The following is a 25,928-nucleotide window of genomic DNA, read 5'->3' as shown; positions in this document are numbered from 1 at the left end:
GAGGAGTTGCTGATGACCACCGCGGAACCCCGCAGCTACCCGTTCGGCGAGCTGGAGCGGCTGGACATGGAGCCGTTGTTCGCCGAGCTGCGCGCGAACCAGCCACTGGTCCGGGTGCGGTTGCCCTACGGTGAACCGGGCTGGCTGGCGACCCGGTACGAGGACGTCAAGGTCGTGCTCGGCGATCCGCGGTTCAGCCGGGCGGCGAGCCTGGAGCACGACGAGCCGCGCCTGCGCCCGCAGCGTTCGCTGCCCGGCGGGATCCTGAGCACGGACCCGCCCGACCACAGCCGGCTGCGCAGGCTCGTCATGAAGGCCTTCACGGTGCGGCGCGTCGAGCAACTGCGGCCGCGGGTGCAGGAGATCGCCGACGGTTTCGTGGACGAGATGGTGGCCGCCGGTCCGCCGGCCGACCTGGTGGAGTCCTTCGCGCTGCCGGTGCCGGTGACCGTGATCTGCGAGCTGCTCGGCGTACCGTACGCCGACCGCGGCGACTTCCGGTACTGGTCCGACGCGTTCCTGGCCACCACGAAGTACTCGCCCGAGGAGGTGCAGGAGTGCACCGGGCGCATGCGGGCCTACCTGGAGGACCTGATCGCGCAGCGGCGGGCGCAGCCGCGCGACGACCTCCTCACGGGGCTGGTCGCCGCGCGCGACGACGAGGACCGGCTGTCCGAAGAGGAACTGGTCATGCTCGCGATGGGGCTGCTGGTCGCCGGGCACGAGACCACGGCGTCACAGATCCCGAACTTCGTCTACACCCTGCTCGGGCACCCGGAGCAGCTGGCGGTGCTGCGCGCGGACCTGAGCCTGGTGCCGCAGGCGGTCGAGGAGCTGATGCGGTTCGTGCCGCTGGGGGTCGGTGCCGGCTTCGCGCGGTACGCGCTGGAGGACGTCGAGCTGGGCGGGGTGACGGTGCGCGCCGGGGAGGCGGTCCTGCCCGCGCTCGCCTCGGCGAACCGCGACGAAAACGCCTTCCCCGACCCCGACCGGCTGGACCTGCGCCGCCGGGACACCTCGCACATCGGGTTCGGGCACGGCGTCCACCACTGCCTCGGCGCCCCGCTGGCCCGGATGGAGCTCCAGGTCGCGCTGGGCACGCTGCTGCGCCGCCTGCCCGGCCTGCGTTTCGCCGAGGGCGAGGCGGGCATCGCGTGGAAGGAAGGGATGTTCACCCGCGGGCCGGAGCGGATGCTGCTCACCTGGGACCAGTAGTGGCATGCATCTTGATGCAGAGGTGTTATGATGTAAGAGTGCGAACCACCATTGATCTGCCCGAGGACCTGCACCGGCAGGCGCTGTCGATCGCTCGCGACACGTCCCGCACGTTGAGCGAGATCGTGGCGGAGCTCATGCGCCGGGGGCTGGGTCAGGGGAAGGTGACGGGGGTGACCCAGAGCCCGTCCACCGGCTTGCCGGTGGTCAGCCTGGGCAAGGTCATCACGACCGAGGACGTTCGTGCCCTGGACGACGATCAGTGACGCACCTGCTCGACGCCAACGTGCTGATCGCGCTGGTGGTGGCCGACCACGTTCACCACCGGTCCGCGGAGGCGTGGTTCACCGAGAGCGAGGACACGTTCGCCACCTGCCCGATCACCGAGGGCAGCCTGATCCGCCTGTTGCTTCGGGAAGGGCAGACCGCGGGCAGTGCGCAAGCGGTACTGGCAGCGTTGCGGCGCAGCGACCGGCACACGTTCTGGCCGGACTCGGTGTCCTACGGCGAGGTGCTGTTGGACGGTGTCTTCGGGCACCGTCAGGTGGCCGACGCCTATCTCGCGCATCTGGCGCGGAGCCGGGGCGGCCGCCTGGTCACCTTCGACCAAGGTCTGGCGCAGCTGCACGCGGACGTCACCGATCTTCTTCCGGCGATCCCCTTTCAGCCCGGCGCTTGATCGGCACCTCGCCCGCCGGTCGGGCCTGGCGCAACGACTAGGGTGGCCGGGTGAGTGCGACCCTCCTGGCGACCGGCCTGACCGCGGGGCACGGGCACCGCGTCCTCTTCTCCGGCCTCGACCTCGTCGTCGCGCCGGGCGATGTCGTCGGGCTCGTCGGCGTGAACGGGGCGGGCAAGTCGACCCTGCTGCGGATCCTCGCCGGCCTGGCCCGCCCCGAGGACGGCGAGGTGCGGCTCACCCCGCCGACCGCCACGGTCGGGCACCTGCCGCAGGAACCGGACCGCCGGCCGGGCGAGTCGGTGCGCGCGTTCCTGGCCCGGCGCACCTCCGTCGCCGCCGCGCAGGCGGAACTGGACTCCGCGACCGAGGCGCTGGCCGCCGGAGCCGAGGGCGCCGACGACCGCTACGCCGTGGCCCTCGACCGCTGGCTCGCGCTCGGCGGCGCGGACCTCGATCACCGGGCGGCGGAGGTGACCGAGGAGCTGGGCCTGACGGTCGACCTGGACCAGCCCATGACGTCGCTGTCGGGCGGGCAGGCGGCCCGCGCCGGGCTGGCGTCGCTGCTGCTCAGCCGCTACGACGTCTTCCTGCTCGACGAACCCACCAACGACCTCGACCTGGACGGGCTGGACCGGCTCGAGCGGTTCGTCACCGGCCTGCGGGCGGCCACCGCGCTGGTCAGCCACGACCGTGAATTCCTCGCCCGCACCGTCGACCGGGTGCTGGAGCTGGACCTGCCGCAGCAGCAGGTGCGGCTCTACGGCGGCGGGTACAGCGCCTACCTGGAGGAGCGCGCGGTGGCCCGGCGGCACGCCCGCGCGGATTACGAGGAGTACGCGGCGACCCGGACGGCGCTGGAAACGCGGGCGCGGACGCAGCGCGCCTGGATGGAGAAGGGCGTGCGCAACGCGCGCCGCAAGGCCGGGGACAACGACAAGAGCAGCCGCAAGTTCCGCGCCGAGTCCACCGAGAAGCAGGCCGCGAAGGCCCGCCAGACCGACCGGATGATCGAACGCCTGGAGGTCGTGGAGGAGCCGCGCAAGGAGTGGGAGCTGCGGATGGAGATCGCCGCGGCCCCGCGGGCCGGCACCGTGGTGGCGACGCTGCGGTCGGCGGTGGTCCGCCGCGGCCGGTTCACGCTCGGGCCGGTGGACCTGCGGATCGACTGGGCGGACCGGGTCGCGATCACCGGGGCCAACGGCGCCGGCAAGTCCACCCTGCTGGCCGCGTTGCTCGGCCGCGTCCCGCTGGACGAGGGCACCGCCGCGCTCGGCCCCGGGGTGCGGGTCGGTGAGGTCGACCAGGCGCGGCGGTTGTTCCTCGCTGACCTCCCGCTGGCCGAGGCGTTCGCGCGGGAGGTCCCGGAGCTCGCCGACGCCGACGTCCGCACCCTGCTGGCCAAGTTCGGGCTGGCGGCCGCGCACGTGCTGCGCCCGGCCGCGACCCTCTCGCCCGGCGAACGCACCCGGGCGGCGCTGGCGCTGTTGCAGGCGCGCGGGGTCAACCTGCTGGTGCTCGACGAACCGACCAACCACCTGGACCTGCCCGCGATCGAACAGCTCGAGTCCGCTGTGGACGGTTTCCCGGGCACGCTGCTGCTGGTGACCCACGACCGCCGCATGCTCGACGCGGTGCGCCTCACCCGCCGGCTGGCGGTCGCCGGCGGCACGGTCACCGAGGTGTGACACCTGCGGACCGGCGGGCCGCGGTGATCGCCGCGGCGGCGAGGACCGCCCCCGCGCCGATGGCCGCGGTGGCGGGCCAGCCGAACCAGCCCACGGCGGCCGCACCCGCCGCGGTGCCGATGCTGCCGCCGACGAAGTAGACGACCATGTAGGCGCTGTTGAACCGGGCGGGCGCCGCCGGGTCGAGCGCGAGCACCGTGCTCTGGTTGGCCACCTGCGCCGCGAACAGCCCGGCGTCGAACAGGCCCAGGCACAGCAGGGTGAGGGCCGTGTTCGCCAGGCACACGGCGAGTGTCACCGCCGACGCGGCGGCGAGGGCGAGTCCGGCCAGGATCACCCGTCGCGCCCCGGCCCGGTCGGTCCACGCGCCGGCGACCCGGGTGCCGACGATGCCGAGCAACCCGGCCGCCGCGTACGCGCCGATCCGCTCCGGTGAATACGAAAACGGCGGCTGGGACAGCGCGACCGCGATGCCCGCCCACACGGCGCAGAACGCGAAGAACCAGAGGGCGCCGCGGGCGGCGGCGAGCCGCAGCAGCGGGAAGTGGACGTAGAGCCGCGGCAACCCGCGCAGGGTGGCCAGGTAGCCGGTCCCGGCGCTGCCCACCGCGGCGGGCAGCACCAACCGGGCGGCGATCGCGATGGCGGCGCACGCGATCGCGAACACCAGAAGCATGGTGCGCCAGCCGATCAGCTCGGTCAGCCAGCCGCCGCCGATCCGGCCGGCGAGGATCCCCGCGGAGATCCCCGAGGTCACCACGCCGAGGACGGTGGCCCGGCGCGGCGGATCGGCGAACCGTCCCGCCACCGAGCTCAGCTGCGCGCCCACCGCGGAGCCGGCGCCGATCACGGCCAGCACCAATCCGAGCACCACGGCGGAACCGGCGGCCCCCGCCAGGGCCAGGGCGCCGGCGAGCGCGGCGAACTGCGCGGCCACCACGGTCCGCGGCGGGAACCGGTCCACGAGCGGGACCAGCACCGCGAGACCGGCGAGGTACCCGACCGGACCGCAGGCGAGCACCGAACCGACCACGGCCGGCGGGACCCGCAGCGACCCGGCCACCTCCGCGATCGAGGGTTGCAGTGGGTAGAGGGTGGCGGTGCCGAGGGCGGCGGCGAGCGTCAGGAACCCCACGACCGGCGCGCGCAGCACCTGCGGGGCAGGCGAAAGAGTGGTTTGCACCGCACCGACGGTAGGGGGCGGGCCCGGCGCGGTGCTGGCGGAAACCCGCCATCACCGTGACCGGCGTGGTGCGGTCGCGACGTGGTGCCGAAAACGGCCGGCAGGCGGGAAAACCGGCCGGGCCGGGAGTCCTGTTCGGTCAGTGCACCCCGAGCGCGGCGAGGTTGTCGGTGGCGGGGTGGGTGGTGCCGGTGGGGCCGTCGGCGAACGCCCGCAGCAGCCGGGTCGTGATGGCGGTGACGGCCGTGTGCACGGCCGGGTCGGCACCGGACTCGGGGCAGCCCGGGTCGAGCCCGCAGATCCAGTACTGCGTGCCCGCGGAGAACACGGCCGCCCCGGACGCGGTCGTGTAATAGGTGGCGTCCGCGAAGTCCGGTTTCCCGCCGCACGTCACCGGGGAGTGGAACAGCACCTCGATCGGCCGCGGTGTCGGCACCGAGAGGTCCACCCGCTCGTACTCGTTGCCCACCAGGCCACGCAGGTGCTGTCCGTTGTGGACGATGCCGCTCAGCAGCCAGTTCTGCTCGTTCGCCGTGACGAGGTCGGCGTGCACCGGGTTGCACTGGTAGTAGTTGCCCAGCAGCACGCTTTCCGGCCGCGGGAACGGCGGCGAGCGCCACTCCGGCGTCGCCTCCATCGGGTCGGTCAGGTGCGCCGGGTCCTCGGTGAACGACTTGTAGTCGATCTCCAGCCGGTCCGCTCCGACGGCGGTCGGCGCGAACCGGATGTGCCGGTAGATCTCGTTGCCGCCGAGGAACGCCAGGTTCACCCCGCGGTCGCGGGCCGCGGTGACGTTCGCGCGCATCGCGCTCGACCAGTACTCGTCGTGGCCCAGGGTCACCACCGCGCGGGCGCCGTCCAGCAGGTGCGGATCGGCGTGCAGGTCCACGTCGGTCGCGTACCCCAGCGGCAGGCCCAGGCTTTCGGCGAAGCGCACCATGGGCAGCTCGAAGTAGCTGAAGTCGCCGGCGCCCTGCATGTCACGCGCCTGGTAGGGGCGGTCGAACGAAACGGCCCGGGACCGCTCCGCCTTCCTGCCGCTCGGCGAGTCGTAGAGGCTGTAGCCGCCCCAGCGATTGTACGCCTGCCACGTGGTGACGGCGTTGACCAGCACGATGCGGCCCGCGTTGGACGGGGTCCGCACGGTCAGCGGCACGTACTGCTGGGCCTGGTTGTCGCCGTCCAGCCGCAGCAGGTAGTCGCCGGGCGCCCAGCCGGTGGTCGGCACCTCCAGCGACGGCTGCCACGGCGCCACCACGGTGCTCGTCGGCGGCTGCACCACCGCGGGAGCCTGCACCCTGCCCGGCACCGGGCCGGACTGCCAGGTCTGCCGCGCCGCGGACCCGGTGTAGGAGCCCATGCGGAACGCGGTCACCGTGAACCGGGCGGCGGTGGTGCTCACGAACAACCGCACGGTGTCCCCGGGCAGCGCGCTCGTGCGGTCGGCGTAGCCCTCGATCGCGTGTTCCCGTCCGGGGTGCGTGATCTCCCAGCCCGGCGTGCCCTGCTCGGCGGCCGCCCCCGGTGCCGGAGCGGGCGCCGGAGGGGGCGCCGGTGGCGGCGCGACCGTCGGCGCCGTGCAGGCCGACAGGAGCAGCGCGACCGCGGCGAGGAGCGTGCGTTTCATGAGCGGCCCTCCAGGGCGATGGTGATGGCGGTGAGCGCCAGCAGCGCCCCCAGGGTGAGCAGTCCCGCGTCCAGCGTCGCCGCCACCGCGACCGCGCCGACCAGCAGCGGTGCGCCCGCATCGCCGAGTTCGCGGCCGACCTCGGCGGCGCCCAGGGTCTGGCCGAGGCGTTCCGGCGGCGTCGTCGCGGCCAGGTGGGCGAAGCCGAGCGGGGTGGCCAGACCGACCCCGGCGCCGACGACGACCGCCGCGGCCAGCACGCCGCCGGCCCCGGGCACCAGCGCGGCGATGGCCAGCCCGGCCGCGGCCGCGGCGAGTCCGAGGGCCATGCCGGTGCGGTCGCGGAGCCGTCCGGCGTCGCGGGCCCGCCCGGCCCACGGCTGCACCAGCGACGAGCAGACCGCGAGCACCGACACGGCCGCCCCGGTCGCCAGCGGCCCGAGCCCGGCCGCCGCCCCGCTCACCGGGAGGAAGCCGACGCCGACCGCCAGTGCGCCGGTCGTGGCTGCGAGTGTCGCGGTTGGACGGAGGAAACCGCCCTGGCCCAGCCGCCGCACCAGGCCGGCGACCGTCTCGCGCGCCCGGGGCAACGGCGCCACCGCCGGCACCGCCACGGCCGCCCACGACGCGGCCGCCACCGCGAGCCCGGCCAGAACGGCGAACAGCAACGGGAACCCGCCCAGCGTGATCAGCGCGCCGCCGAGCACCGGCCCGAGCGTGTAGCCGAGGCCCTTCCAGGCGCCGTAACCGCCGAACGCGCGGCCCTGCCGCTTCGCCGGGGACAGCCGGGCGACCAGCGCCCCCGCGGCGGGGGAGAAGGCCGCGGCGGCCGCGCCCTGACCGAGGCGCGCGAGCCCGACCAGCGCGGGATTGCCGGCCACCACGAACGCGGCGGAGGCGACCGCGAACGCCAGCAGCCCGCCCAGCAGCACCGGCCGCGGTCCGACGCGGTCGGCCAGCGACCCGAAGACGGGTTTGAGCACGACCTCGGCCCCGTCGTAGACGGCGAGCAGGAGCCCGAGCGTGAGCAGCGAGGCGTGCTGACCGTGGGTGTAGGCACCGAGCCCGGCGGCGATGCTGTGCGCCCCGAAGGCGGTCACGAAGCCGGCCGCGTACAGGGGCCGCAACGCACCACGATGGCGGGTGACGGGTTCGGTCATCGGATGGCTGCCGGGTGCGGGTCCGGGGTGGCGCCGCTCATCGCGGCGCCGGGCGGGCAGTCGTCAGCAGGGGGCGCAGCGGTGACCGTTCGGCGAGGTGCAGCAGCCACTCCAGCAGCCGCCGCACCGCGAGGAAACCTAGCAGGGTCACCACGGCGCCCAGCACCAGCCCGGCGAGCACATCGCCCGGGTAGTGCGCGCCGATGTACACCCGCGCGAACACCATCACCGCCGCCGCCACCGCGGCGATCGCGCCGAGACCGCGGTGGACCAGGAACAGCCCGGCGGTCACCGCGCCCGCCATGACCGCGTGGTCGCTCGGGAACGCCGGATCGGTGCTGCGCTGCGCCAGCACCAGGATGCCCGGCAGCCTCGCGTACGGCCGGGGCTCGCCCACCAGGTCGGCCACCGGCTGGTTCACGCCGAGCGCGATGAGCATCGCCAGCGGCGTCCAGATCGCCGCCGCCATCTTCGCCACCGACGCCTGCCGCCGGGCGATCCACCACCCGGCCAGCATCAGCACCGCGAACAGCACGACCCCGTAGGCGGCATAGGCGCTGACGACGCCGTGCAACCACGGTGTCGCGCTGGCGAAGTCGTTGATCCGCAGGAAGATCTGGGTGTTCACGATCGCCTCACATCTGGTGCAGGGCCTCGAAGACCCGGTTCGTGTAGTCCGCCATCCGGGCCGCGCAGCGCTCCAGCCGCGTACCGGCCTCGGCGGCCAGGGGCGCGCCGAACACGTCACGCGCCGTGAGGTCGCGGTGCCACCGCCGCAACCGCTCCAGGCTCTGCTCCTCCTCCTCGAGCTCGGCCATCGTGAACTTGCGCCGGCCGATCTCCTTGTCGATCTCGGCCTCGAACTTGCCGCAGTCGGCCAGGAACTCCGCCCACTCCTCCTCGCGGTCGGCGGTGAACAGCGCCGCCAGCCGCGCCCCGTCCGTCTCGGCGCGACCCGCCGCCTCCAGCACGACCACCTCGCCGCCGCCGCGCCGCGCGAGCTCCAGCACGCGCGACACCCCGCCGGCGAACCCCGGCACGTCGGGCACCGCCCAGGTGGCCTGCCCCAGCGACAGCGCGCCGACCCGCCGCAGCTCCCGCCACACCGCCACCCGGTGCCGCGACGGCGACGCCGGCACCCGCACCAGCAGCACCAGCCAGCGAACCGGTTTCGCGTCTGTCACACGCATGAATGTAGCAGCTGTTACACGGGGTTTGACGGCGCGGGAACCGGATTCTACGGTTTTCCCAAGGACAGCGACGTCCACACGAGTCGACCGGCCGTCCGGAACCCGTAGCAGGCAGGCACGGAGGGGCGCCATGACCATCGACGAGGCACCGGCCCTGACGGGGCTGGCAGAGCGGCTGCGCGCGGCCCTCGGTCCGGACGCCGTGATCGACGACCACCAGCGGTTGCGCACCTACGAATGCGACGGGCTCGCCCAGTACCGGGTCACCCCGGCCCTGGTGGTGCTGCCCGCCGACGTCACCGGGGTGGTGGCGGCCGTGCGGGCCTGCGCGGAGGCCGGCGTGCCCTTCGTCGCGCGTGGTTCCGGCACCGGGCTCTCCGGTGGCGCCCTGCCGCGCGCCGACGGCGTCCTGATCGTCACCTCCCGGCTGCGCCGCATCATCGAGATCGACGCGGCAAGTCAGCGCGCCGTCGTCGAGCCCGGCGTGATCAACCTCGACATCACCAAGGCGGCCGGCGCCGACGGCTACTACTACGCGCCCGATCCCTCGAGCCAGCTGATCTGTTCCATCGGCGGGAACGTCGCCGAGAACTCCGGCGGCGCGCACTGCCTCAAATACGGGTTCACCACCAACCACGTCACCGGCGTGCAGTTCGTCGCCCCGGACGGCGAGGTCGTGCGCCTCGGCGGGAAGGCCCCGGACGCGACCGGGTACGACCTGCTCGGCGCGATCGTCGGCTCGGAGGGCACGCTCGGCGTGGTCACCGAGGTCACCGTGCGGCTGGTCCGCGAGCCCGAAGCCGTGCGCACCCTGCTGGCCGGATTCGCCGGTGTCGACGACGCCGGGGCCGCGACCTCGGCGATCATCGGCGACGGTGTGGTGCCCGCGGCGATGGAGATGATGGACGCCCTGGCGATCGAGGCCGCCGAGGCGGCGGTCCGGTGCGGCTATCCCGACGGGGCGGGCGCGGTGCTGATCGTGGAGCTGGACGGGCCCGCGGCCGAGGTGGAGGCGCAGTTCGCCGAGGTCGAGCGGCACTGCCGCGCGCACGGGGCGTTCGAGATCCGCATCGCCGCCGACGACGCGGAGCGCGCGAGCTTCTGGCGGGGGCGCAAGTCCGCGTTCGCCGCGGTCGGCCGGATCAGCCCGGACTACATCGTGCAGGACGGCGTCATCCCGCGGACCGTGCTGGCCGAGGTGCTGCACCGCATCGCCGAGCTGTCCCGGGAAACCGGCATCCGGGTGGCCAACGTCTTCCACGCCGGGGACGGCAACCTGCACCCGCTGGTGCTCTTCGACGACGCGGTGCCCGGCGAGGCCGAGCGCGCCGAGGAGGTCTCCGGCGCGATCCTCGACCTGTGCATCCAGCACGGCGGCTCGATCACCGGTGAGCACGGCGTGGGCTCGGACAAGGCGAAGTACATGCCGCGCATGTTCAGCGACGCCGATCTGGACACCATGCAGCTGCTGCGGTGCGCGTTCGACCCGGGCGGACTGGCCAACCCCGGCAAGGTCTTCCCGACCCCGCGGTTGTGCGGGGAGGTGCCCGGACGGCACAAGGGCGCACATCCGTTGCAGGACGCCGGAATCGCCGAGGTGTTCTGATGCGCGCGGCCGGCGAGGAGGTGCTCGACGAACTGTCCGCGACGGCCGCCGCCCGGCCCGCCGGGGAGGACGACCACGTCGACGGCGTGCCCGCCCGCGTGGTCGCCGAACCGTCCACAACGGACGAAGCGGCCGCCGTGCTGCGGATCGCCGCCGCCCGCGGCCTCGCCGTCGTGCCGCGCGGCACCGGCACGAAACTGAGCTGGGGGCACCCGCCCGAGCGCGTGGACATCGTCCTGGACACCGGCCGCATGAACCGGGTGATCGAGCACCGTGCCGGCGACCTCGTGGTGCACGTGCAGGCCGGGGTGCGGCTGGACGCCCTGCAGGAGCACCTCGCCGCGGCCCGGCAGCGGCTGGCCATCTCGCCGGTGCGGCCGCCCGGCGCCGGGCCGGGCACCGTCGGCGGGGTCGTCGCGACCGGGGCGACCGGTCCGCTGCGGCTGTCCCACGGCGCGGTGCGCGACCTGCTCATCGGCGTCACGATGGTGCGCGCCGACGGGACGGTCGCCAAGGCCGGTGGCAAGGTCGTCAAGAACGTCGCCGGCTACGACCTGGGCAAGGTGCTCACCGGCGCGTGGGGGACGCTCGGGCTGGTCACCGAGGCCGTGTTCCGCCTGCACCCGCTGCCGCCGGCCGCCCGCTGGGTCACCGTGCCGGTCACCTCGGCGGACGACGCGCACGACAAGGTCCAGCGCGTGGTGCATTCGTCGGTCATGGCGAACGCGCTGGAACTCGACCGCGCGGGCGACGGCTCCGCGGCACTGGCGGTGCTCGTCGAAGGCATCCCGCAGGGCGTCGACGACCGGGTGCGCACGCTGCTCGGCCTGCTCGGTGACGCCGGTGACACCGGTGAGGTCGGTGATGCCGAGGTCACCGACGTCCCGCCGGGCTGGTGGGGCCACGCCCCGTGGGAGCGGGGCGGCGTGGCCCTGCGGCTCACCCACGAGATCGCCAGGCTGCCCCGGCTGCTCGACGCCGTCGACGACGCCGGGCCGCGGTGCGGTCTCACGGCAGCGGTGCGCGGCTCGCCCGGGGTCGGCGTGCTGCACGCCGGGCTGCCCGCCGATCCCGGCGCGGTATCCGCGTTCGTCACCCTGCTGCGGGAGGCATCGCCAGCCTGGGGCGGGGACATCGTCGTGCTCGACGCGCCCCCGGCGGTCAAGGCCGGGCTCGACGTGTGGGGACCGGTCCGCGGGCTCAGCCTGATGCGCCGCGTCAAGGACCAGTTCGACCCGGACCACCGGATGGCACCGGGGCGTTTCGCAGGAGGGATCTGACATGACCGGCCCCGCGTTCGACGAGCACCACCCGCCCTCGGCCGACCTCCTCGACGACTGCGTGCACTGCGGGTTCTGCCTGCCCACCTGCCCCACCTACCAGCTGTGGGGCGAGGAGATGGACTCGCCGCGCGGCCGGATCTACCTGATGGGCCTGGGTGTCGAGGGCGAGCCGATGACGCCGGAGATGGTGCAGCACTTCGACGCCTGCCTCGGGTGCATGGCCTGCGTGACCGCCTGTCCCTCGGGCGTGCAGTACGACAAGCTGATCGAGGCGACCCGCGCCCAGGTCGAGCGGCGCCACCCACGTCCGCCGCGGGAACGCCTGCTGCGCAACGCGATCTTCAGCGTCTTCCCGTACCCGCGGCGGCTGCACGCCCTGCGCGGACCGCTGCGGGCCTACCAGGCCAGTGGTGCGGGCGGTGTGGTGCGCCGCGTGCTGGGCCGCGCGTTCCCCCGGCTGGCCGCGCTGGAGTCGCTCGCCCCGCCGCTAGGGCCGTTCGAGAGCGTGCCGGAACGGATGCCGGCGCGCGGTACCCGGCGGGGCACCGTCGGCATGCTGCTCGGGTGCGTGCAGCGCGAGTTCTTCCCCGGCGTCAACGCCGCCACCGCCCGCGTGCTCGCCGCCGAGGGGTTCGACGTGGTGGCCCCGCGCGTCCAGGGCTGCTGCGGTGCGCTCAGCGTCCACAACGGACGGGAGGACGAAGCGCAGTCGTTCGCGCGCAAGCTGATCGACGCCTTCGACGACGCCGGCGCGGACTGGATCGCGGTGAACGCGGCCGGGTGCGGCTCGGCGATGAAGGAGTACGGCGACCTGCTCGCCGACGACCCGGCCTACGCGGGCCGGGCACGCGAGTTCGCCGGCCGCGTGCGGGACGTCTCCGAACTGCTCGCCGAGCAGGGCACGGTGGCGCCCCGGCACCCGCTCCCGGTCACCGTCGCCTACCACGACGCCTGCCACCTGGCGCACGCGCAAGGGATCCGTGCGCAACCGCGCCGGCTGCTGCGCGAGATCCCGGACCTGATCCTGCGCGAAATCCCGGAAGCCGAGATCTGCTGCGGCTCGGCCGGGATCTACAACATCCTCAACCCCCGCGCCGGGGGTGAGCTGGGCGAGCGAAAGGCGCGCAACGTGCTCACCACGGGCGCGCCGCTGCTGGTCACCGCCAACCCGGGGTGCCTGATGCAGGTGGCCGCCGCGCTCGACGCACTCGGCGAGCCGATGCGGCTCGCCCACACGATCGAGGTGCTCGACGCCTCGATCCGGGGACTCCCGGCCGAGCAGGTCGGGTGGGCGCGTTCGCGCCCGGACGCTCCGCTTCCGTGAGGTGATCGATGTACCGCCAGGTTCTCGACCCGGTCGCCGGGTCGCTCGCGTGGTCCTCGCTCGTCGCGGCGATTCCGCTGCTCACACTGTTCATCCTGCTCGGCATCCTGCGCATGACCGCGTGGCTGGCCGCGCTGGTCTCGCTCGCGGTCTCCCTGGTCGTCGCCATCGTGGTGTACCCGATGCCGGCCGGGCCCGCGTTCCTGTCCGCGTCCGAGGGCGCGGCGTTCGGATTCTTCCCGATCCTGTGGATCGTGATCAACGCGATCTGGATCTACAACATGACCGTGGCGACCGGGCACTTCGACGTGCTGCGGCGCTCGTTCGCGCGGGTCAGCGACGATCAGCGGATCCAGGGTGTGATCATCGCGTTCTCCTTCGGCGCGTTGCTGGAGGCGCTGGCCGGGTTCGGCACACCGGTCGCGATCACCAGCGTCATGCTGATCGCGCTGGGTTTCCGGCCGCTCAAGGCCGCCACGGTCGCGCTGGTGGCCAACACCGCGCCGGTGGCGTTCGGCGCGCTGGCCGTGCCGATCACCACGCTCGCGACCGTCAGCGGGCTGCCGCTGCACGCGCTGTCGTCGATGGTCGGCCGCCAGACGCCGGTGCTCGGCGTGTTCGTGCCGCTCGCGCTGGTGTTCATCATCGACGGCAAGCGCGGAATGCGGCAGACCTGGCCGGCCGCGATGGTGTGCGGCATCGTGTTCGCGCTGGCCCAGTTCGCGGTCTCCAACTACGTCGGCGCACCGCTGACCGACATCGTCGCGTCGCTGCTGTCCGCCGGCGCGGTCGTGGTGTTCCTGCGCGTGTGGCGCCCGGCCGAGTCCTATGTGGAGGGCGTCGGCGTGCGCACGACCGCGGGCGCGGCAGCCGCCGCGGCCGGCGGTACCGAGCGCACCGGTGGCGGGTCCACCGCCACGATGGCCCGGCCGCCGCGGCCACCCGCCGGCGGCGGGAACGGCGGAACCGGCGGGAACGGCGGGAACGGCGGGATGGGCGCGGAATCCGGCCGCGGTGCGGAACGCGACCGCGGGGTCGAGGTGTTCCGCGCCTACGCGCCGTACCTGATCATCATCGCGGTGTTCGCGCTCGCGCAGGTGCCGGTGATCAAGGACGCCCTCACCAGCGTCACGAAGACGTTCAACTGGCCCGGGCTGCACATCCAGTCGTCCAGCGGCAAGGCGTCCACCCTGTCGCAGTTCAAGTTCGACTGGCTGGACGCCGCCGGCACCCTGCTGATCATCGCCGGGCTGCTGACCATCCCGGTCATCGGTATCCGGCCGGCCCGCGCCCTGCGCGCGTACCTCGCCACCTACCGGCAGCTCGCCACCGCGATCGTCACGGTGATGGCCGTGCTCGCCCTGGCCTACGTCATGAACGCCAGCGGCCAGACCGCGACGCTGGGCACCTGGATGGCCGGCGCGGGCGGGATCTTCGCGCTGATCTCGCCGATCCTCGGCTGGCTGGGCGTGGCCGTGACCGGTTCGGACACCTCGTCGAACTCGCTGTTCGGCGCGCTGCAGGTGGTGGCCGCGCAGAAGGCGGGGCTGTCGACCACACTGCTGGCCGCGGCCAACTCCTCCGGTGGTGTGCTCGGCAAGATGATCAGCCCGCAGAACCTCGCGATCGCCGCGGCGGCGGTCGGGATGGCCGGCCGGGAGGGCGATCTGTTCCGCCGGGTGCTGGTGTGGAGCGTGGTGTTCGTCGCGGTGATGTGCGTGCTGGTGTACCTCCAGTCCACCCCGGTGCTCGCGTGGATGGTGCCCTGAGAGGACGCTGAGCGGGAAAACGTCCGCCACCGGGCCGGTCGCGCCCGCGCCCACTACATTGACGCCGTGTGACCACCCTTGCCGAAATGTCGCTGACCGGCTGGTGGCCGGTGCGGGTCGTGCTGCTGGCCGCGCTGGTCGTCGCCGGGGTGCTCGTCTGGCGGCTGCGACGGCGGTGGGCGCGGGTCGCGCTCACCGCCGTGGCCGTGGTGCTGGCCGCGGCGAACGTGCTCGCCGCGGTCAACGCGTCCTACGGCTACTACCTCACCGTCGGGCAGGCGATCGGGCTGCCCGGCCGCGACGCCGCGTCCCTGCAGCAGCTCGATCGCGCCGGCGTGCCCGGGTCCGGGCAGCTCGTCACCCTCACCATCCCCGCGCGCGCCGCGCACTTCGCGGCTCGGCCGGCCCAGGTCTACCTCCCGCCCGCGTGGTTCGCCCGGCCCCGGCCGAACCTGCCGGTCGTGGTGCTCCTGCACGGCACTCCGGGCGCACCCGGCGACTGGACCGACGGCGGTGGCGCCACCGCCACCCTGGACGCCTGGGCCGCCGCCCACGGCGGCACCGCCCCGATCGTGGTGATGCCCGACATCAACGGGGCCTTCGACGCCGACAGCGAATGCGTCGACGGCCCGGCCGGGCAGGCCGAGACCTACCTGACGCAGGACGTGACCTCGTTCGTCACCAGCCGGTTCTTCACCCGCCCTGCCGGGCGGCACTGGGCCGTGGCCGGATTGTCCGAGGGCGGTTCCTGCGCGCTCACGCTCGCGCTGCGCCATCCCCGGATTTTCGGTACCTTCGCCGACTTCAGCGGGCTGGCCGGGCCCCGCACGGGTGACGGCAACGACGTCGGAGACACCATCCCGGCGCTGTTCTCCGGTTCGGCCGCCGAGTTCGACGCGCACGAGCCGGCCTGGCTGCTGACCCACCGCCGGTATCCCGGGCTCGGCGGGTGGTTCGAGGTCGGCGACGCCGACGGCGACCCGCTCGCCGCCGCGCAGCAGCTCGAACCGAGGGCCGCCGCCGCGGGCATCGCCACCCGCCTGGTCGTGGTGCCCGGCGGGGGGCACGACTTCTTCCTGTGGCGGCAGGCGTTCGCCGACGCGCTGCCCTGGCTCGTGGCCCGGCTGTCCGGCTGACGCACCCCGGCTCACCCCACCGCCGGGAAGGTGTTCCCGGCGAACACCAGCAGGTAGGGCAGGGTGGCGCGCGCGGTCCGCCAGGTGTGCGGGAGACCCGGTTCGACGTGCACCGTCGCGCGCTGCCCGTCGGCGGTCAGCCTCCCGGCCAGCTCCCGCGCCCGGGCCACGTCCCCGCCGTCGTGCGACCCGGCCGCGACGAACACCGCGACCGGATCGGGGAACACCATCCCGCGCAGGTAGTCGCGCGGGGTGTTGCGCTCGATCGCGGCGGTGTCGCCGTGGAACTGCGCCCGGACGTCCCCGGGCGCGTCGTAGGGCAGGGTGAGCAGCAGCACGCCGAACTCGCCGGTGTGGTGCAGCCCGATGTTCAGCGCGGCGAACGCCCCACCGGACATCCCGCCGAGCGCGCGGGCGGCGCGGTCGCGCACCGTGCGGTAGCGGCCGTCCACAGCGGACACCACCGGTCCGGTCAGGAACGTCTCCAGCTTCGGCCCGCCGGGCAGGTCCAGGCCCTCCCAGTCGCGTTCCGGCTGCCCGGCGGTCAGATCGGCGCTCACCACGATCATCGGCGGGATCGCGTGGTGGCGGTAGAGCAGGTCCAGCGTGCCGGGCGCGTCACCCGCGGTCAGCCAGTCCTGGGAGGACCCGAACGGGTAGCCGTGCAGCAGGTAGACCACCGGGTAGGAGCGCGTGGAATCGGCGTAGCCGGGCGGCAGCAGGACGTAGATCCGCCCGGAGGGGATCCCGTCGGCAGGGTCGGCCAGGTCGAACGAGTCCAGCCGCGGGGCGTCCGGACCGGCGGGCGTGCGCCGGTCGGCGCGCCGGACGTGCGGGTCCCCGCCGTCGTCGACCAGCCGGCCCAGCGCGGCTGCCGGGCCGTCCGCGCGTTCCAGCAGCATCGCGAAGTCGTGCCGGTCGCGCACGTACCCGACGTAGCCGTTGACCCCGGTCAGGGCGGCCACCAGCAGGCAGAGCGCCGCGGCGACCCGCGCCCGCCGCCGGATCCGCCGCCGGTGCCGCCACCGCAGCGCCACCACCAGCAGCACGACCGCGGCCGCGCCGAACCCCAGCCAGATCAGCGGCGATTCGAACGGCCCGGTGGCGCGGCAGTAGCGCGCCACGTCCGCCGGGACCGTGACGTCCGCCGCGAACCCGTTCATCCCACCATCATCACCCGTCCCGCCACCTCGCGGCGACGGCGCTGGTCAGGGCGGGTCAGGGCTCCCGAATCAGGGCCGGGGTCAGGGCGCCGACAAGCGGTATCCCACCCCGCGCAGGGTCTGGATCAGGTCCGGGCCGATCTTGCGCCGCAGGTAGCCGACGTAGACCTCGACGATGTTCTCGTCACCGTCGTAGTGGGCGTCCCACACGTGGGTGAGGATCTCCCGCTTGCTCAGCGCCTCGCCGCGCCGTCGCAGCAGGAACTCCAGCAGACCGAACTCGCGCGCGGTCAGCTCGATCTCGCGGTCGCCGCGGTGCACCGTCCGCGCCGCCGGGTCCAGCCGCAGATCCGCCAGGGTGAGCACGGCGGGCCGCTCCGGCGCTCCCCGCCGCAGCAGCGCCCGCAACCGGGCGAGCAGCACCACGTAGGAGAACGGCTTCGTGAGGTAGTCGTCGGCGCCCAGGTCGAACGCGTCCGCCTCGTCGTACTCACCGTCCTTCGCGGTCAGCACCAGCACCGGCGTCCAGTTCTCGCTCTGCCGCAGCCGCTTGAGCACCTCGTACCCGGACAGGCCGGGCAGCATCAGATCGAGCACGACGACGTCGAACTGCTGCTCCCGCGCCAGCCACAGGCCGTCCGGGCCCGTGTGCGCGACCTCGACCGCGAAACCCTCCGCGGTCAGTCCCTTGCGCAGGGTTTCGGCGAACACCTGCTCGTCCTCCACGACCAGCACACGCATCAGGGCTCCTCCCGCAACGGCAGCCGGATGCGGAACCGCGCGCCGGGGCAGGCCGGATCACCGCTGTCCCCGCATTCGGCGGTACCGCCGTGCCGGGCCGCGATGCCCGCCACGATCGCCAGTCCCAGCCCGGCCGACCCACCGGTCCCGGACGTGTTGTGGTGCCGCGAGTCGTCCCGCCGCACGAACCGCTGGAAAATCCGTTCCCGGTCCTCCGCCGGCACGCCGGGGCCGTCGTCGCCGACCTCGACCAGCGCGGCGGCCCCGTCGCTGCCGGTGCGCACGGTGATCCGGCTCGCGGCGTGCTCACGCGCGTTGTCCACCAGGTTGCGGATCGCGCGCCGCAGCTGCGCGGCGTTGCCGGTCACCTTCACCGGCTCGGTCCGGATCTCCACCCGCAGCCCGACCGTCGACCGGGCCCGCTCCGCCTCGGTCCGCGCCAGGTCGTCCAGGTCCACCTCGCCGTGGTGCGGGTTGTCGGTCGTGTCGTCGGTGCGGGCCAGCAGCAGCAGGTCGTCGACCAGCTCGCGCAGCCGGCTCGTCTCCCGCGCCACCACGCCGACCAGCTCGTCCCCGCTCATCGCCTCCGGGTGGTGCTCGGCCACCTCCAGCGCGGTGGAGATGGTGTTGACCGGGGAGCGCAGCTCGTGGCTGGCGTCGGAGACGAATCGCCGCTGCGCGCCCTGCGCGGAGGCCAGCCGGTCCAGCATCGAGTTCAGCGTCACCGCCAGCCGGTGCACCTCGTCCCGGCCGGGCGGCACGTCCACCCGGCGCTCCAGATCGCGGGTGGTGATCTCGGAGACCGTGCGGCGCATCCGTTCCACCGGCCCCAGCGCCGATCCGACCGCGCGGTACACGGTCAGCGCGGAGATGCCGAGCATCGGCAGCGCCGCGGCGGCGAACAGCAGCGACAGGCGGGTGAGCGCCTCGGTCACCGGAGCCAGCGAGCGTGCCGACACGACGGTGTACGGACCGCCGGGGCCCGCGACGCCGGTCGACACCAGCCGGTAGTCCGCGCTCGCGCCGTTCACCGTCAGCGCGACGGTCTCCACCACCTCGTGGCCGGGAGCCGGCCGCACCGGCGTCAGCGGCGGCTGCCCGCCCAGCGCCGGGTCGGCCGCCACCACCTGCCCCTGCGCGCCGAGCACCTGGAGCACGGAGGCGGAGTCACCGCTGCCGGCGACGTCGGTGCCGGTCAGGTCCCGGGCGCCCTCCCGGGCGATCTCGTGCACCACCTGGAGGCCGGCGCTGCGCGCGTCCTCGGTGGTGGACTTGTCCAGCGACCAGCCGAGCAGCAGCACCACGACGACACCCGCGACCACGATCGCGGCGGCCACCGCGGTGACCGCCACCAGCGTCGTCCGGGTGCGCACACCCAGGCGGGCCAGCACAGCCGTCATGCCCGCAGCGTAGGGAAAGCGGCGCGTCACCGCCGGGTCCCGCCGCGCGCGGCCCGTAACCGCTCGCGGCGCAGCTCGTCCACCTCCGGCATCGGCAGCGCGGCCGGCGGGGCGCCGGTCATCCAGCCGATCAGCAGGTCGGCCAGGGCGGGGTTGCGCGCCAGGACCGGGCCGTGCAGGTAGGTCGCCAGCACCTGGCCGGTGACCGCGCCGTCCCCGCCGTCACCGTTCCCGGCACCGGCGCTCACCTGACCGAGCGGCACGCTGCCCGGGCCGACCGCGGTGATCCCCAGGTGGTTCTCGAACCCGGTCAGCGGGCCGACGCCGACCCCGCCCGCGGTGTCCACCACCACCTCGCCGACCGCGCGCCGCCGGCCCGGCGTGGTGGTCGCGTCGAGCAGGCCGAGCCCGTCGTGACGGCGGCCGTCCCCGGTGACGAACGAGGTGCCGAGGATCTGCAGCCCGGCGCACACGCCGAACACGACCGACCCCCGCGCGGCCGCCCGGCACAGTCCCGGGTGCGCACGCAGGTAGTCGCAGGCCAGCGCCTGCGCCTCGTCCTCGCCACCGCCGAGCAGGTAGGCGTCGAGGCTGTCCGGCACCGGCTGCCCGTAGCCGATCTCGAGCACCTCCGCGGGCATCCCGCGCCACCGCAGCCGCTGCCGCAGCACGGTGGCGTTGCCCGAGTCGCCGTAGGTCCCCAGCACGTCCGGCAGGACGAGCCCGATCCGCAGCACCGATTCACCCATCGCCGATCCGCTGCCCCAGTTGCCGGAAGGCGGTGTAGTTCGCGACCAGCTCGACCGGGCCGGGCGCCAGCCCCTCGACGGCCCGCACCGGGTCGGTGCACCGCTGGTGCTCGACCCCGGCGTAGGTCAGCCGCACCGCCAGGTCGGCCGACCGTTCCCCGGCGGCCACCACCGGGCGGCCGCGCAACAGCTCGAACGGCACGTCCCACAGCCAGGACAGGTCCCGCCCGTCCGCCTCGCGCCCGTTCACCGCGACCACCACCGCGGACCGCTCGTCCAGCAGCGGCAGTGTCTCCCGCCACCCGGCCGGGTTCTTGGCCAGCAGGATCCGCACCGGGTGCCCGGCCAGCGTGGTCTGCCGGTACCGGCCGGCGACATCGGTGATCGTGGCCAGGCGCTGCCCGGCCGCGGCGGGGTCGAGCCCGAGCAGCGCGGCCGCGGCGACCGCCATCGTCGCGTTCGCGGCGTTCGCGCGCCCGGGCAGCCGCAAGTCGATCGGGACGGTCCGGCCGTCCGCGCTCACCGCCGCGCCGTCGGCCAGCACCCAGTCCGGCCGGGGCCGCGCCAGCCCGCACCCGCAGCGCCATCCCAGCCCGTCGTGGTCGATCGGCTGCCCGCACCGGCCGCACGCCCGCGAGTCCTCGGCCCAGCTCCCGCCCGCGCTCACCCAGACCGGCCGGGCCGAGGCCATGGCCGCGGAGGTGGCGAGCGGGTCGTCGCAGTTCGCCACCACCGCCGTGTCGGGCAGCCCGGCGATCGCCTGCCGCAGCGCGCGCTCCACGGAACGCACCTCGCCGACCCGGTCGAGCTGGTCGCGGCTGAGGTTGAGCAGCACCAGGCAGGCGGGTTCCAGCCGGCACGCGACCTCGGCCACGTAGTTCTCGTCGATCTCCAGGACGGCCAGCGGCGCGTCCGGCCGCTGCGCGAGGGCGGCGATGATCCCGTCCGGCATGTTGGCGCCGTCGCTGTTGGCCGCGACCGGTCCGGCCGCGGCCAGGATGCGGGACAGCATGAGTGCCGTCGTGGTCTTGCCGTTCGTGCCGGTCACCAGCACGACGGTCCGGCCGCGGCCGAGGTGCCGCAGCACGTCCGGGTCCAGCGCGGCGGCGACCCGGCCCCCGATGACCCCGCCCGAGCCCGCGCCGAACCGGCGGGACGCCCCGGCCGCGACGCGGGCGAGCGCCACCGCGAGCCGCGTGCGCGGCGGCTGGTGCGGGGGAGCGGTCCGGGCTCGCCGTTCGTCGAGCACTGGGGAACCCAGGCGCACGGGCGGGTCTCCTTCCGGGTCGGTCACGTCGTGGCCACTGTGTGACCACTGTGCGCCGCGAAGGCTGTGCGGACCCTGAGAACGGCATGCGTACGCGACGCGGGGTACACCGCGCCCGCGGCGAGCCTAGGCGGCGGTTCCTGAGCGGACGCTGAACGATGTCCAGGCTGGTAGGGCGGCCGGACCCGGTTCCCGATCACGGCTAGATTGACGGCGTGCACGCCTCCGCCATCCGGATCGACACGCCCCCGTTCGTGGTCGGGGCGGCCGTCGTCGCGCTCGTCTGTGTCGCCCTCGTGCCCTGGGCCTGGGACCGGTGGCGCCGCCGCCGCGTCACCGGCCGGGTCGTGACGACGGTCGTGGCCGTGGTCGCCGTGGTGCTCGCCTGCGGATCGGCGGTGAACTCCGCCGGCAGCTTCTACCCGACGCTCGGGTCCCTGCTGGGCACCTCGCCCGATCCGGCCGAGGGCACGGTCGCGGAGGGCGGGCCGGACGGCCGCGACCTCGGGCGCGCCATGACCACGGCCAGCGACCGGGCGGGCGGCGGGCTCGGCTCGCTGGTGCACCTCACCGTCACCGGCAAGCGCACCGGGATGACCCGCGACGTCGACGTCTACCTGCCCGCGGCCTACACGCAGCCGGAGTGGGCCGGTTTCCGGTTCCCCGTGGTGGAGTGGATCCCGCACTTCCCCGGCGAGCCGCGTCAGGTCGCGACGCTCTACGGCCTGCCCGAGCAGCTCGACGCCGCGATCGCCGCCCACCGGCTGCCCCCGGTCGTGGTGATCGTGCCCGACCCCAACGGGGAACCCCGGCTGACGCACGACTCGGAGTGCGTGGACGCCGCGGGCGGTCCGGACGACGACACCTTCCTCTCCGCCGACCTGCGCGGATGGGCGCGCGACCACCTGCGCGTGCGCGTGGACCGGCAGGGCTGGTCCGCGGCCGGATGGTCCTCCGGCGGGTACTGCGCGCTCGACCTCGCCGCCCGCCACCCGCAGTGGTACGCCACCGCGGTCAGCATGAACGGCTACGACGTGACCCCGCACGACGCGCAGACCGGCGATCTCTTCCGCGGCCGGGAGGACCTGCGCCGCGCCAACGACGTGTCCGCGATCCTGCGCGACCACCCCGCGCCGCTGCGGCTGCTGGCCGTCGCCGACGCCTCCGCCGGCGACGAGTGCGCGGCGCTGGACCGCCTCCGCGCCGCGGCCGCACCACCGGCGGAACTGACCACCCGGGTCCTGCCCGCCGCGGGGCACAACCTGGCCACGGTGCGCGCGGAGCTGCCGGACGTGCTGAACTGGCTGGGGAGCCAGCTGGGCAACCCGGTGGCCGGCCCGGACGTCACTGGGCAGAACGCCGGAACCATCCCGGCGTGGCCCCTGCCCGACACCGGATCACCCGGAGCGCTTCATGGCACCGACACCAGCCTCTGAGCCGGCCACCGGTACCCGGCCACCCGTGCCACGCTGGCGCGGCAAGGCGGCCGGCGTGCTCGCCACCGTCGTCCAGCTCGGCGCGCTGGCCTCGGTGGTGCTGCTGCTGGGCGGCGGCTCGCACCACGACTTCTACCGCTGGACCGTGGGGTTGTTCTCGCTGCTGAACCTCCCCGTCGACGCCAACATCCTCATCGCGCTGGTCCTGGCCGTGCTCGGCGCGGCCCTGCGGCGGCGCAAGCGCGCCGCCCTGAACACGCTCATCCTGTTCCAGGCCGCCGGGCTGCTGATGGACCTGGCCTTCCAGATGGTCCTGCTGTGGGCGCCGCGCGTGCTGACCCTGCCGCGCCGCGGGCCCGAGCACCTGCCGGCCACGCTGTGGGCGCTGACCGGCGCGGAGGTCGTCGCCGTCGCCCTGATCGTGCTGCTGCTGGCACTGCGCCCGGCGTTTCCCGCCCGCCTGGCGCCCGGGGCCTGGAGGCACGCGCTCGTCGTGGGCGTGGCCGGGTTCGGCGCGACGATCCTCCTCGGGTGGGGCCTGCTCGAGGTGTTCCCCGGCACGCTCTCCGGCCTCGGCGACGCGTTCCTGTGGTCGGTCAACCACTCCACCGGTGAGCTGCTGCAGCTGCGGCGGCTGGGTGTGCGCGAGGGCCCGGGGTGGATCGACGCGCTGCTCGACCTCGGCGCCACCTGCTCCGCGGTCGCCACCCTGTGGGTGTTCTTCCGCGGTGTGCACGTGCAGCAGCGCCGCACCGACGCCGACGAGCTGCGGCTGCGCGCGTTGCTGGCCGAGCACGGCGACGACGACTCGCTGGGCTACTTCGCCACCCGGCGGGACAAGTCGGTGGTCTTCGCGCCCGGCGGCCGGGCCGCGGTGACCTACCGCGTGCTGGGCGGCGCCAGCATCGCCAGTGCCGACCCGGTCGGCGACCCGGCGGCCTGGGGGCAGGCGATCCAGGCGTGGCTGGCCCAGGCGCACACCTACGGCTGGGTCACCGGGGTGCTGGGTGCCAGCGAACGCGGCGCCCGTGCCTACGTGCGCGCCGGCATGAAGGCCCTCGAACTCGGCGACGAGGCCATCCTGGACATCCGTGACTTCAGCCTGTCCGGGCCGCACCGCCGGTCGGTCCGGCAGGCGGCGCGGCGCATCGAGCGCGCCGGGTACACGGTGCGGATCCGCCGGCACGCCGACATCCCGCGGTCCGAAATGGACGAACTGCTGGTGCACGCGCAGCGGTGGCGCGACGCCGGTACCGAGCGCGGGTTCTCGATGGCGCTGTCCCGGCTGGGCGACCCCGCGGACGGCCGGTGCGTGATGGTCGAGGCGTTCGACGCGGAGGGGCGGCTGCGCGGGCTGTTGTCGTTCGTGCCGTGGGGGCGGCGTGGCCTGTCGCTGGACCTGATGCGGCGCGACCGCACGGCCGACAACGGGCTCAACGAGTACATGATCGTGCAGCTCGTGCTCGCCGCGGCGCAGCTGGGCGTGCAGCGCGTGTCGCTGAACTTCGCCATGTTCCGCGCCGTGTTCGCGGCCGGTGAGCGGATCGGCGCCGGTCCGGTGCTGCGCGCCTGGCGCGCGGTGCTCGGCGTGGCGTCCCGGTTCTTCCAGCTCGAGTCGCTCTACCGGTCCAACGCCAAGTACGGGCCGGACTGGGAACCGCGGTTCCTGTGCTACCGCGCCGCGCGCGGGCTGGGCCGCATCGGTCTGGTCGCCGCCGCGCTGGAGGGGTTCCTGCCCGGCGGCGCCCGGCACCGGGCGATCTCGGCCGAGGGCGTCGGCGAGGAGTTCCTGGTTCGGCTGCGTGAGATCGAGGCGGCGCGGCCGGAGACCCGCCCGGTGCGCCGGCCCGAGCAGGTGCGGGTCCGCGTCGCCAAGCTGGACCGGTTGCGGCACGCCGGGGTCGACCCGTACCCGGCCGGGTTCGACCGGGACACGTCGCTGCGCGAGATCCGCGCCGGGTTCGACGGGCTGCCGCCGGACACCCGCACCGGGCACAAGGTGCGGGTGGCCGGCCGGGTGATGGCGATCCGGGACCTCGGCGGCATCTGCTTCGCGCGGCTGCAGGACGGCGAGGCCCAGCTCCAGCTGATGCTCGGCGACGACCCGCTGTGGCGGGACGGGGTCGATCTCGGCGACCACGTCGGCGCCGTCGGCGAGGTGGTGACCTCCCGGCGCGGTGAGCTGTCGGTGCTGGTTTCCGACTGGACGGTGACGGCGAAGTGCCTGCATCCGTTGCCGGACAAGCGGAAGGGGCTCGCCGATCCGGAGACCCGCGTGCGGCAGCGCTACCTGGACCTGATCGTCAACCCGGCGTCGGCGGAGATGCTGCGCCTGCGCAGCGCCGTGGTGCGCTCGGTGCGTGAGGGTCTGCAGGCGCACGGGTTCCTCGAGGTGGAGACCCCGATGCTGCAGGCCGTGCACGGCGGGGCCAACGCCCGCCCGTTCGTCACCCACATCAACGCCTACGACATGCGGATGTACCTGCGGATCGCGCCGGAGCTGTACCTCAAGCGGCTGTGCGTGGCCGGGGTGGACCGGGTGTTCGAGCTCAACCGCAACTTCCGCAACGAGGGTGTGGACGCCACGCACAACCCCGAGTTCACGATGCTGGAGGCGTACCAGGCCTACGCCGACTACGAGACCATGCGCGCGCTGGCCCGGTCGCTGATCCAGGAAGCCGCCGTGGCGGCGTACGGGAAACCGGTCGCGTGCCGCCCGGACCTCGGTGAGGTCGACCTCTCCGGCCAGTGGCCGGTGGTGCGGGTGTACGACGCGGTGTCGGCCGCCCTGGGGGAAACCGTCACCCCGGACACCCCGGCCGAACAGCTGCGTGCCTGGTGCCATGCCGCCGGCGTGCCGGCGGTGGACGAGGCCGGGCACGGTGACCTGGTCGGCAGGGCGTTCGAGCACCTGGTGGAACCGGCCACGGTGGAGCCGACCTTCTACATCGACTACCCGGCCGACACCTCGCCGCTCACCCGCCCGCACCGGCTCGACCCGCGGCTGGCCGAGCGGTGGGACCTGATCGCGTTCGGGGCGGAGATCGGCACCGCCTACACCGAGCTGACCGATCCGCTGGAGCAGCGCCGCCGCCTGGAGGAGCAGTCGCTGCGCGCGGCGAGCGGCGACATCGAGGCCATGGAGCTCGACGAGGACTTCCTGCTCGCCCTCGAGCACGGCATGCCGCCCACCGGCGGCCTGGGCCTCGGGATCGACCGCCTGGTCATGATGCTCACCGGCGCCTCGATCCGGCAGAGCCTCGCGTTCCCCTTCGCCCGCCCGGCGCCCCGGTAGGGCGCGTGCTGGGAAGC

21 protein-coding genes are annotated in these 25,928 nt (G+C 74.4%); 11 read left to right on the top strand and 10 right to left on the bottom strand.

From position 1 onward, the window contains the following. Positions 1–12: 12 nt before the first annotated feature. The 4 genes from FHX45_RS06305 to FHX45_RS06290 are packed head-to-tail and all read left to right on the top strand — an operon-like array spanning position 13 to position 3,582. Positions 13–1,215 (top strand): cytochrome P450, encoded by a 1,203-nt coding sequence (locus tag FHX45_RS06305; protein WP_167097511.1) that lies wholly within the window; start codon positions 13–15, stop codon positions 1,213–1,215. Between the two features lie 38 nt (positions 1,216–1,253). Continuing rightward, positions 1,254–1,481, top strand: a complete 228-nt coding sequence (locus FHX45_RS06300; protein ID WP_167097509.1) for an antitoxin — start codon at positions 1,254–1,256, stop codon at positions 1,479–1,481. After that, the gene (locus tag FHX45_RS06295) at positions 1,478–1,894 is read left to right on the top strand and encodes a TA system VapC family ribonuclease toxin (protein WP_167097507.1); all 417 of its coding nucleotides are present in this window, start codon (positions 1,478–1,480) and stop codon (positions 1,892–1,894) included. Before FHX45_RS06300 ends, FHX45_RS06295 begins: the two co-directional genes overlap by 4 nt. Before the next feature lie 50 nt (positions 1,895–1,944). After that, positions 1,945–3,582 carry an ATP-binding cassette domain-containing protein gene (locus FHX45_RS06290; RefSeq protein WP_167097505.1) on the top strand — a complete coding sequence of 546 codons (1,638 nt, stop codon included), beginning with the start codon at positions 1,945–1,947 and terminating at the stop codon, positions 3,580–3,582. Here FHX45_RS06290 and FHX45_RS06285 read toward each other — a convergent pair. The 5 genes from FHX45_RS06285 to FHX45_RS06265 form a co-directional block, all read right to left on the bottom strand. After that, positions 3,569–4,765, bottom strand: coding sequence for an MFS transporter (locus tag FHX45_RS06285; protein ID WP_341771371.1), 1,197 nt, complete (start codon positions 4,763–4,765; stop codon positions 3,569–3,571). The genes FHX45_RS06290 and FHX45_RS06285 overlap by 14 nt on opposite strands. A gap of 139 nt (positions 4,766–4,904) precedes the next feature. Then, entirely contained in the window at positions 4,905–6,392 is a 1,488-nt protein-coding gene (locus FHX45_RS06280) for a N,N-dimethylformamidase beta subunit family domain-containing protein (protein ID WP_167097503.1), read from the bottom strand. Further along, the gene (locus FHX45_RS06275) at positions 6,389–7,552 is read right to left on the bottom strand and encodes an MFS transporter (protein WP_167097501.1); all 1,164 of its coding nucleotides are present in this window, start codon (positions 7,550–7,552) and stop codon (positions 6,389–6,391) included. Before FHX45_RS06275 ends, FHX45_RS06280 begins: the two co-directional genes overlap by 4 nt. 37 nt (positions 7,553–7,589) lie before the next feature. Then, a complete protein-coding gene (locus FHX45_RS06270; protein WP_167097499.1) occupies positions 7,590–8,180 on the bottom strand; it encodes a phosphatase PAP2 family protein in 591 nt (196 codons plus the stop codon). A gap of 7 nt (positions 8,181–8,187) precedes the next feature. Continuing rightward, positions 8,188–8,736 (bottom strand): Chromate resistance protein ChrB, encoded by a 549-nt coding sequence (locus FHX45_RS06265; RefSeq protein WP_424923791.1) that lies wholly within the window; start codon positions 8,734–8,736, stop codon positions 8,188–8,190. 136 nt (positions 8,737–8,872) lie between these two features. Between FHX45_RS06265 and FHX45_RS06260 the strand changes: the two genes are divergently transcribed. The 5 genes from FHX45_RS06260 to FHX45_RS06240 all read left to right on the top strand — a co-directional run bounded on the left by FHX45_RS06260 (position 8,873) and on the right by FHX45_RS06240 (position 15,860). Beyond that, complete coding sequence (locus tag FHX45_RS06260) at positions 8,873–10,348, top strand: FAD-linked oxidase C-terminal domain-containing protein (RefSeq protein ID WP_167097496.1); 1,476 nt, start codon at positions 8,873–8,875, stop codon at positions 10,346–10,348. Further along, positions 10,348–11,628, top strand: a complete 1,281-nt coding sequence (locus FHX45_RS06255; protein WP_167097494.1) for an FAD-binding oxidoreductase — start codon at positions 10,348–10,350, stop codon at positions 11,626–11,628. The genes FHX45_RS06260 and FHX45_RS06255 overlap by 1 nt, the downstream gene beginning before the upstream one ends. Position 11,629: 1 nt before the next feature. After that, positions 11,630–12,955, top strand: coding sequence for a (Fe-S)-binding protein (locus FHX45_RS06250; protein ID WP_167097492.1), 1,326 nt, complete (start codon positions 11,630–11,632; stop codon positions 12,953–12,955). 8 nt (positions 12,956–12,963) lie between these two features. Then, positions 12,964–14,724: an L-lactate permease gene (locus FHX45_RS06245; protein WP_167097490.1), complete on the top strand. Its 1,761-nt coding sequence runs from the start codon at positions 12,964–12,966 to the stop codon at positions 14,722–14,724. A gap of 68 nt (positions 14,725–14,792) precedes the next feature. Then, positions 14,793–15,860 (top strand): alpha/beta hydrolase-fold protein, encoded by a 1,068-nt coding sequence (locus FHX45_RS06240; protein WP_167097488.1) that lies wholly within the window; start codon positions 14,793–14,795, stop codon positions 15,858–15,860. Positions 15,861–15,871: 11 nt separating this feature from the next. Here the strand turns inward: FHX45_RS06240 and FHX45_RS06235 are convergent, their stop codons facing one another. The 5 genes from FHX45_RS06235 to FHX45_RS06215 all read right to left on the bottom strand — a co-directional run bounded on the left by FHX45_RS06235 (position 15,872) and on the right by FHX45_RS06215 (position 21,180). Next, positions 15,872–17,023 carry an alpha/beta hydrolase gene (locus FHX45_RS06235; protein ID WP_167097486.1) on the bottom strand — a complete coding sequence of 384 codons (1,152 nt, stop codon included), beginning with the start codon at positions 17,021–17,023 and terminating at the stop codon, positions 15,872–15,874. Between the two features lie 81 nt (positions 17,024–17,104). Then, positions 17,105–17,764 (bottom strand): response regulator transcription factor, encoded by a 660-nt coding sequence (locus FHX45_RS06230; RefSeq protein WP_167097484.1) that lies wholly within the window; start codon positions 17,762–17,764, stop codon positions 17,105–17,107. Next, positions 17,764–19,164, bottom strand: coding sequence for a sensor histidine kinase (locus FHX45_RS06225; RefSeq protein ID WP_208405823.1), 1,401 nt, complete (start codon positions 19,162–19,164; stop codon positions 17,764–17,766). The genes FHX45_RS06230 and FHX45_RS06225 overlap by 1 nt, the downstream gene beginning before the upstream one ends. Before the next feature lie 26 nt (positions 19,165–19,190). Continuing rightward, complete coding sequence (locus FHX45_RS06220; RefSeq protein ID WP_167097482.1) at positions 19,191–19,913, bottom strand: type 1 glutamine amidotransferase; 723 nt, start codon at positions 19,911–19,913, stop codon at positions 19,191–19,193. Further along, entirely contained in the window at positions 19,906–21,180 is a 1,275-nt protein-coding gene (locus tag FHX45_RS06215) for a Mur ligase family protein (RefSeq protein WP_341771370.1), read from the bottom strand. The genes FHX45_RS06220 and FHX45_RS06215 overlap by 8 nt, the downstream gene beginning before the upstream one ends. Before the next feature lie 215 nt (positions 21,181–21,395). Here FHX45_RS06215 and FHX45_RS06210 point away from each other — a divergent pair, with 215 nt between their 5' ends. Then, positions 21,396–22,616: an alpha/beta hydrolase-fold protein gene (locus FHX45_RS06210; protein ID WP_167097481.1), complete on the top strand. Its 1,221-nt coding sequence runs from the start codon at positions 21,396–21,398 to the stop codon at positions 22,614–22,616. Continuing rightward, entirely contained in the window at positions 22,594–25,911 is a 3,318-nt protein-coding gene (gene lysX / locus FHX45_RS06205; protein WP_167097479.1) for a bifunctional lysylphosphatidylglycerol synthetase/lysine--tRNA ligase LysX, read from the top strand. Before FHX45_RS06210 ends, lysX begins: the two co-directional genes overlap by 23 nt. Positions 25,912–25,928 lie beyond the last annotated feature (17 nt).

The sequence above is a fragment of the Amycolatopsis granulosa genome, assembly GCF_011758745.1.
Classification (GTDB): domain Bacteria; phylum Actinomycetota; class Actinomycetes; order Mycobacteriales; family Pseudonocardiaceae; genus Amycolatopsis_E; species Amycolatopsis_E granulosa.
Note: the sequence above shows the minus strand (reverse complement) of the source record. Positions and strands in the feature narration are given on the sequence as shown.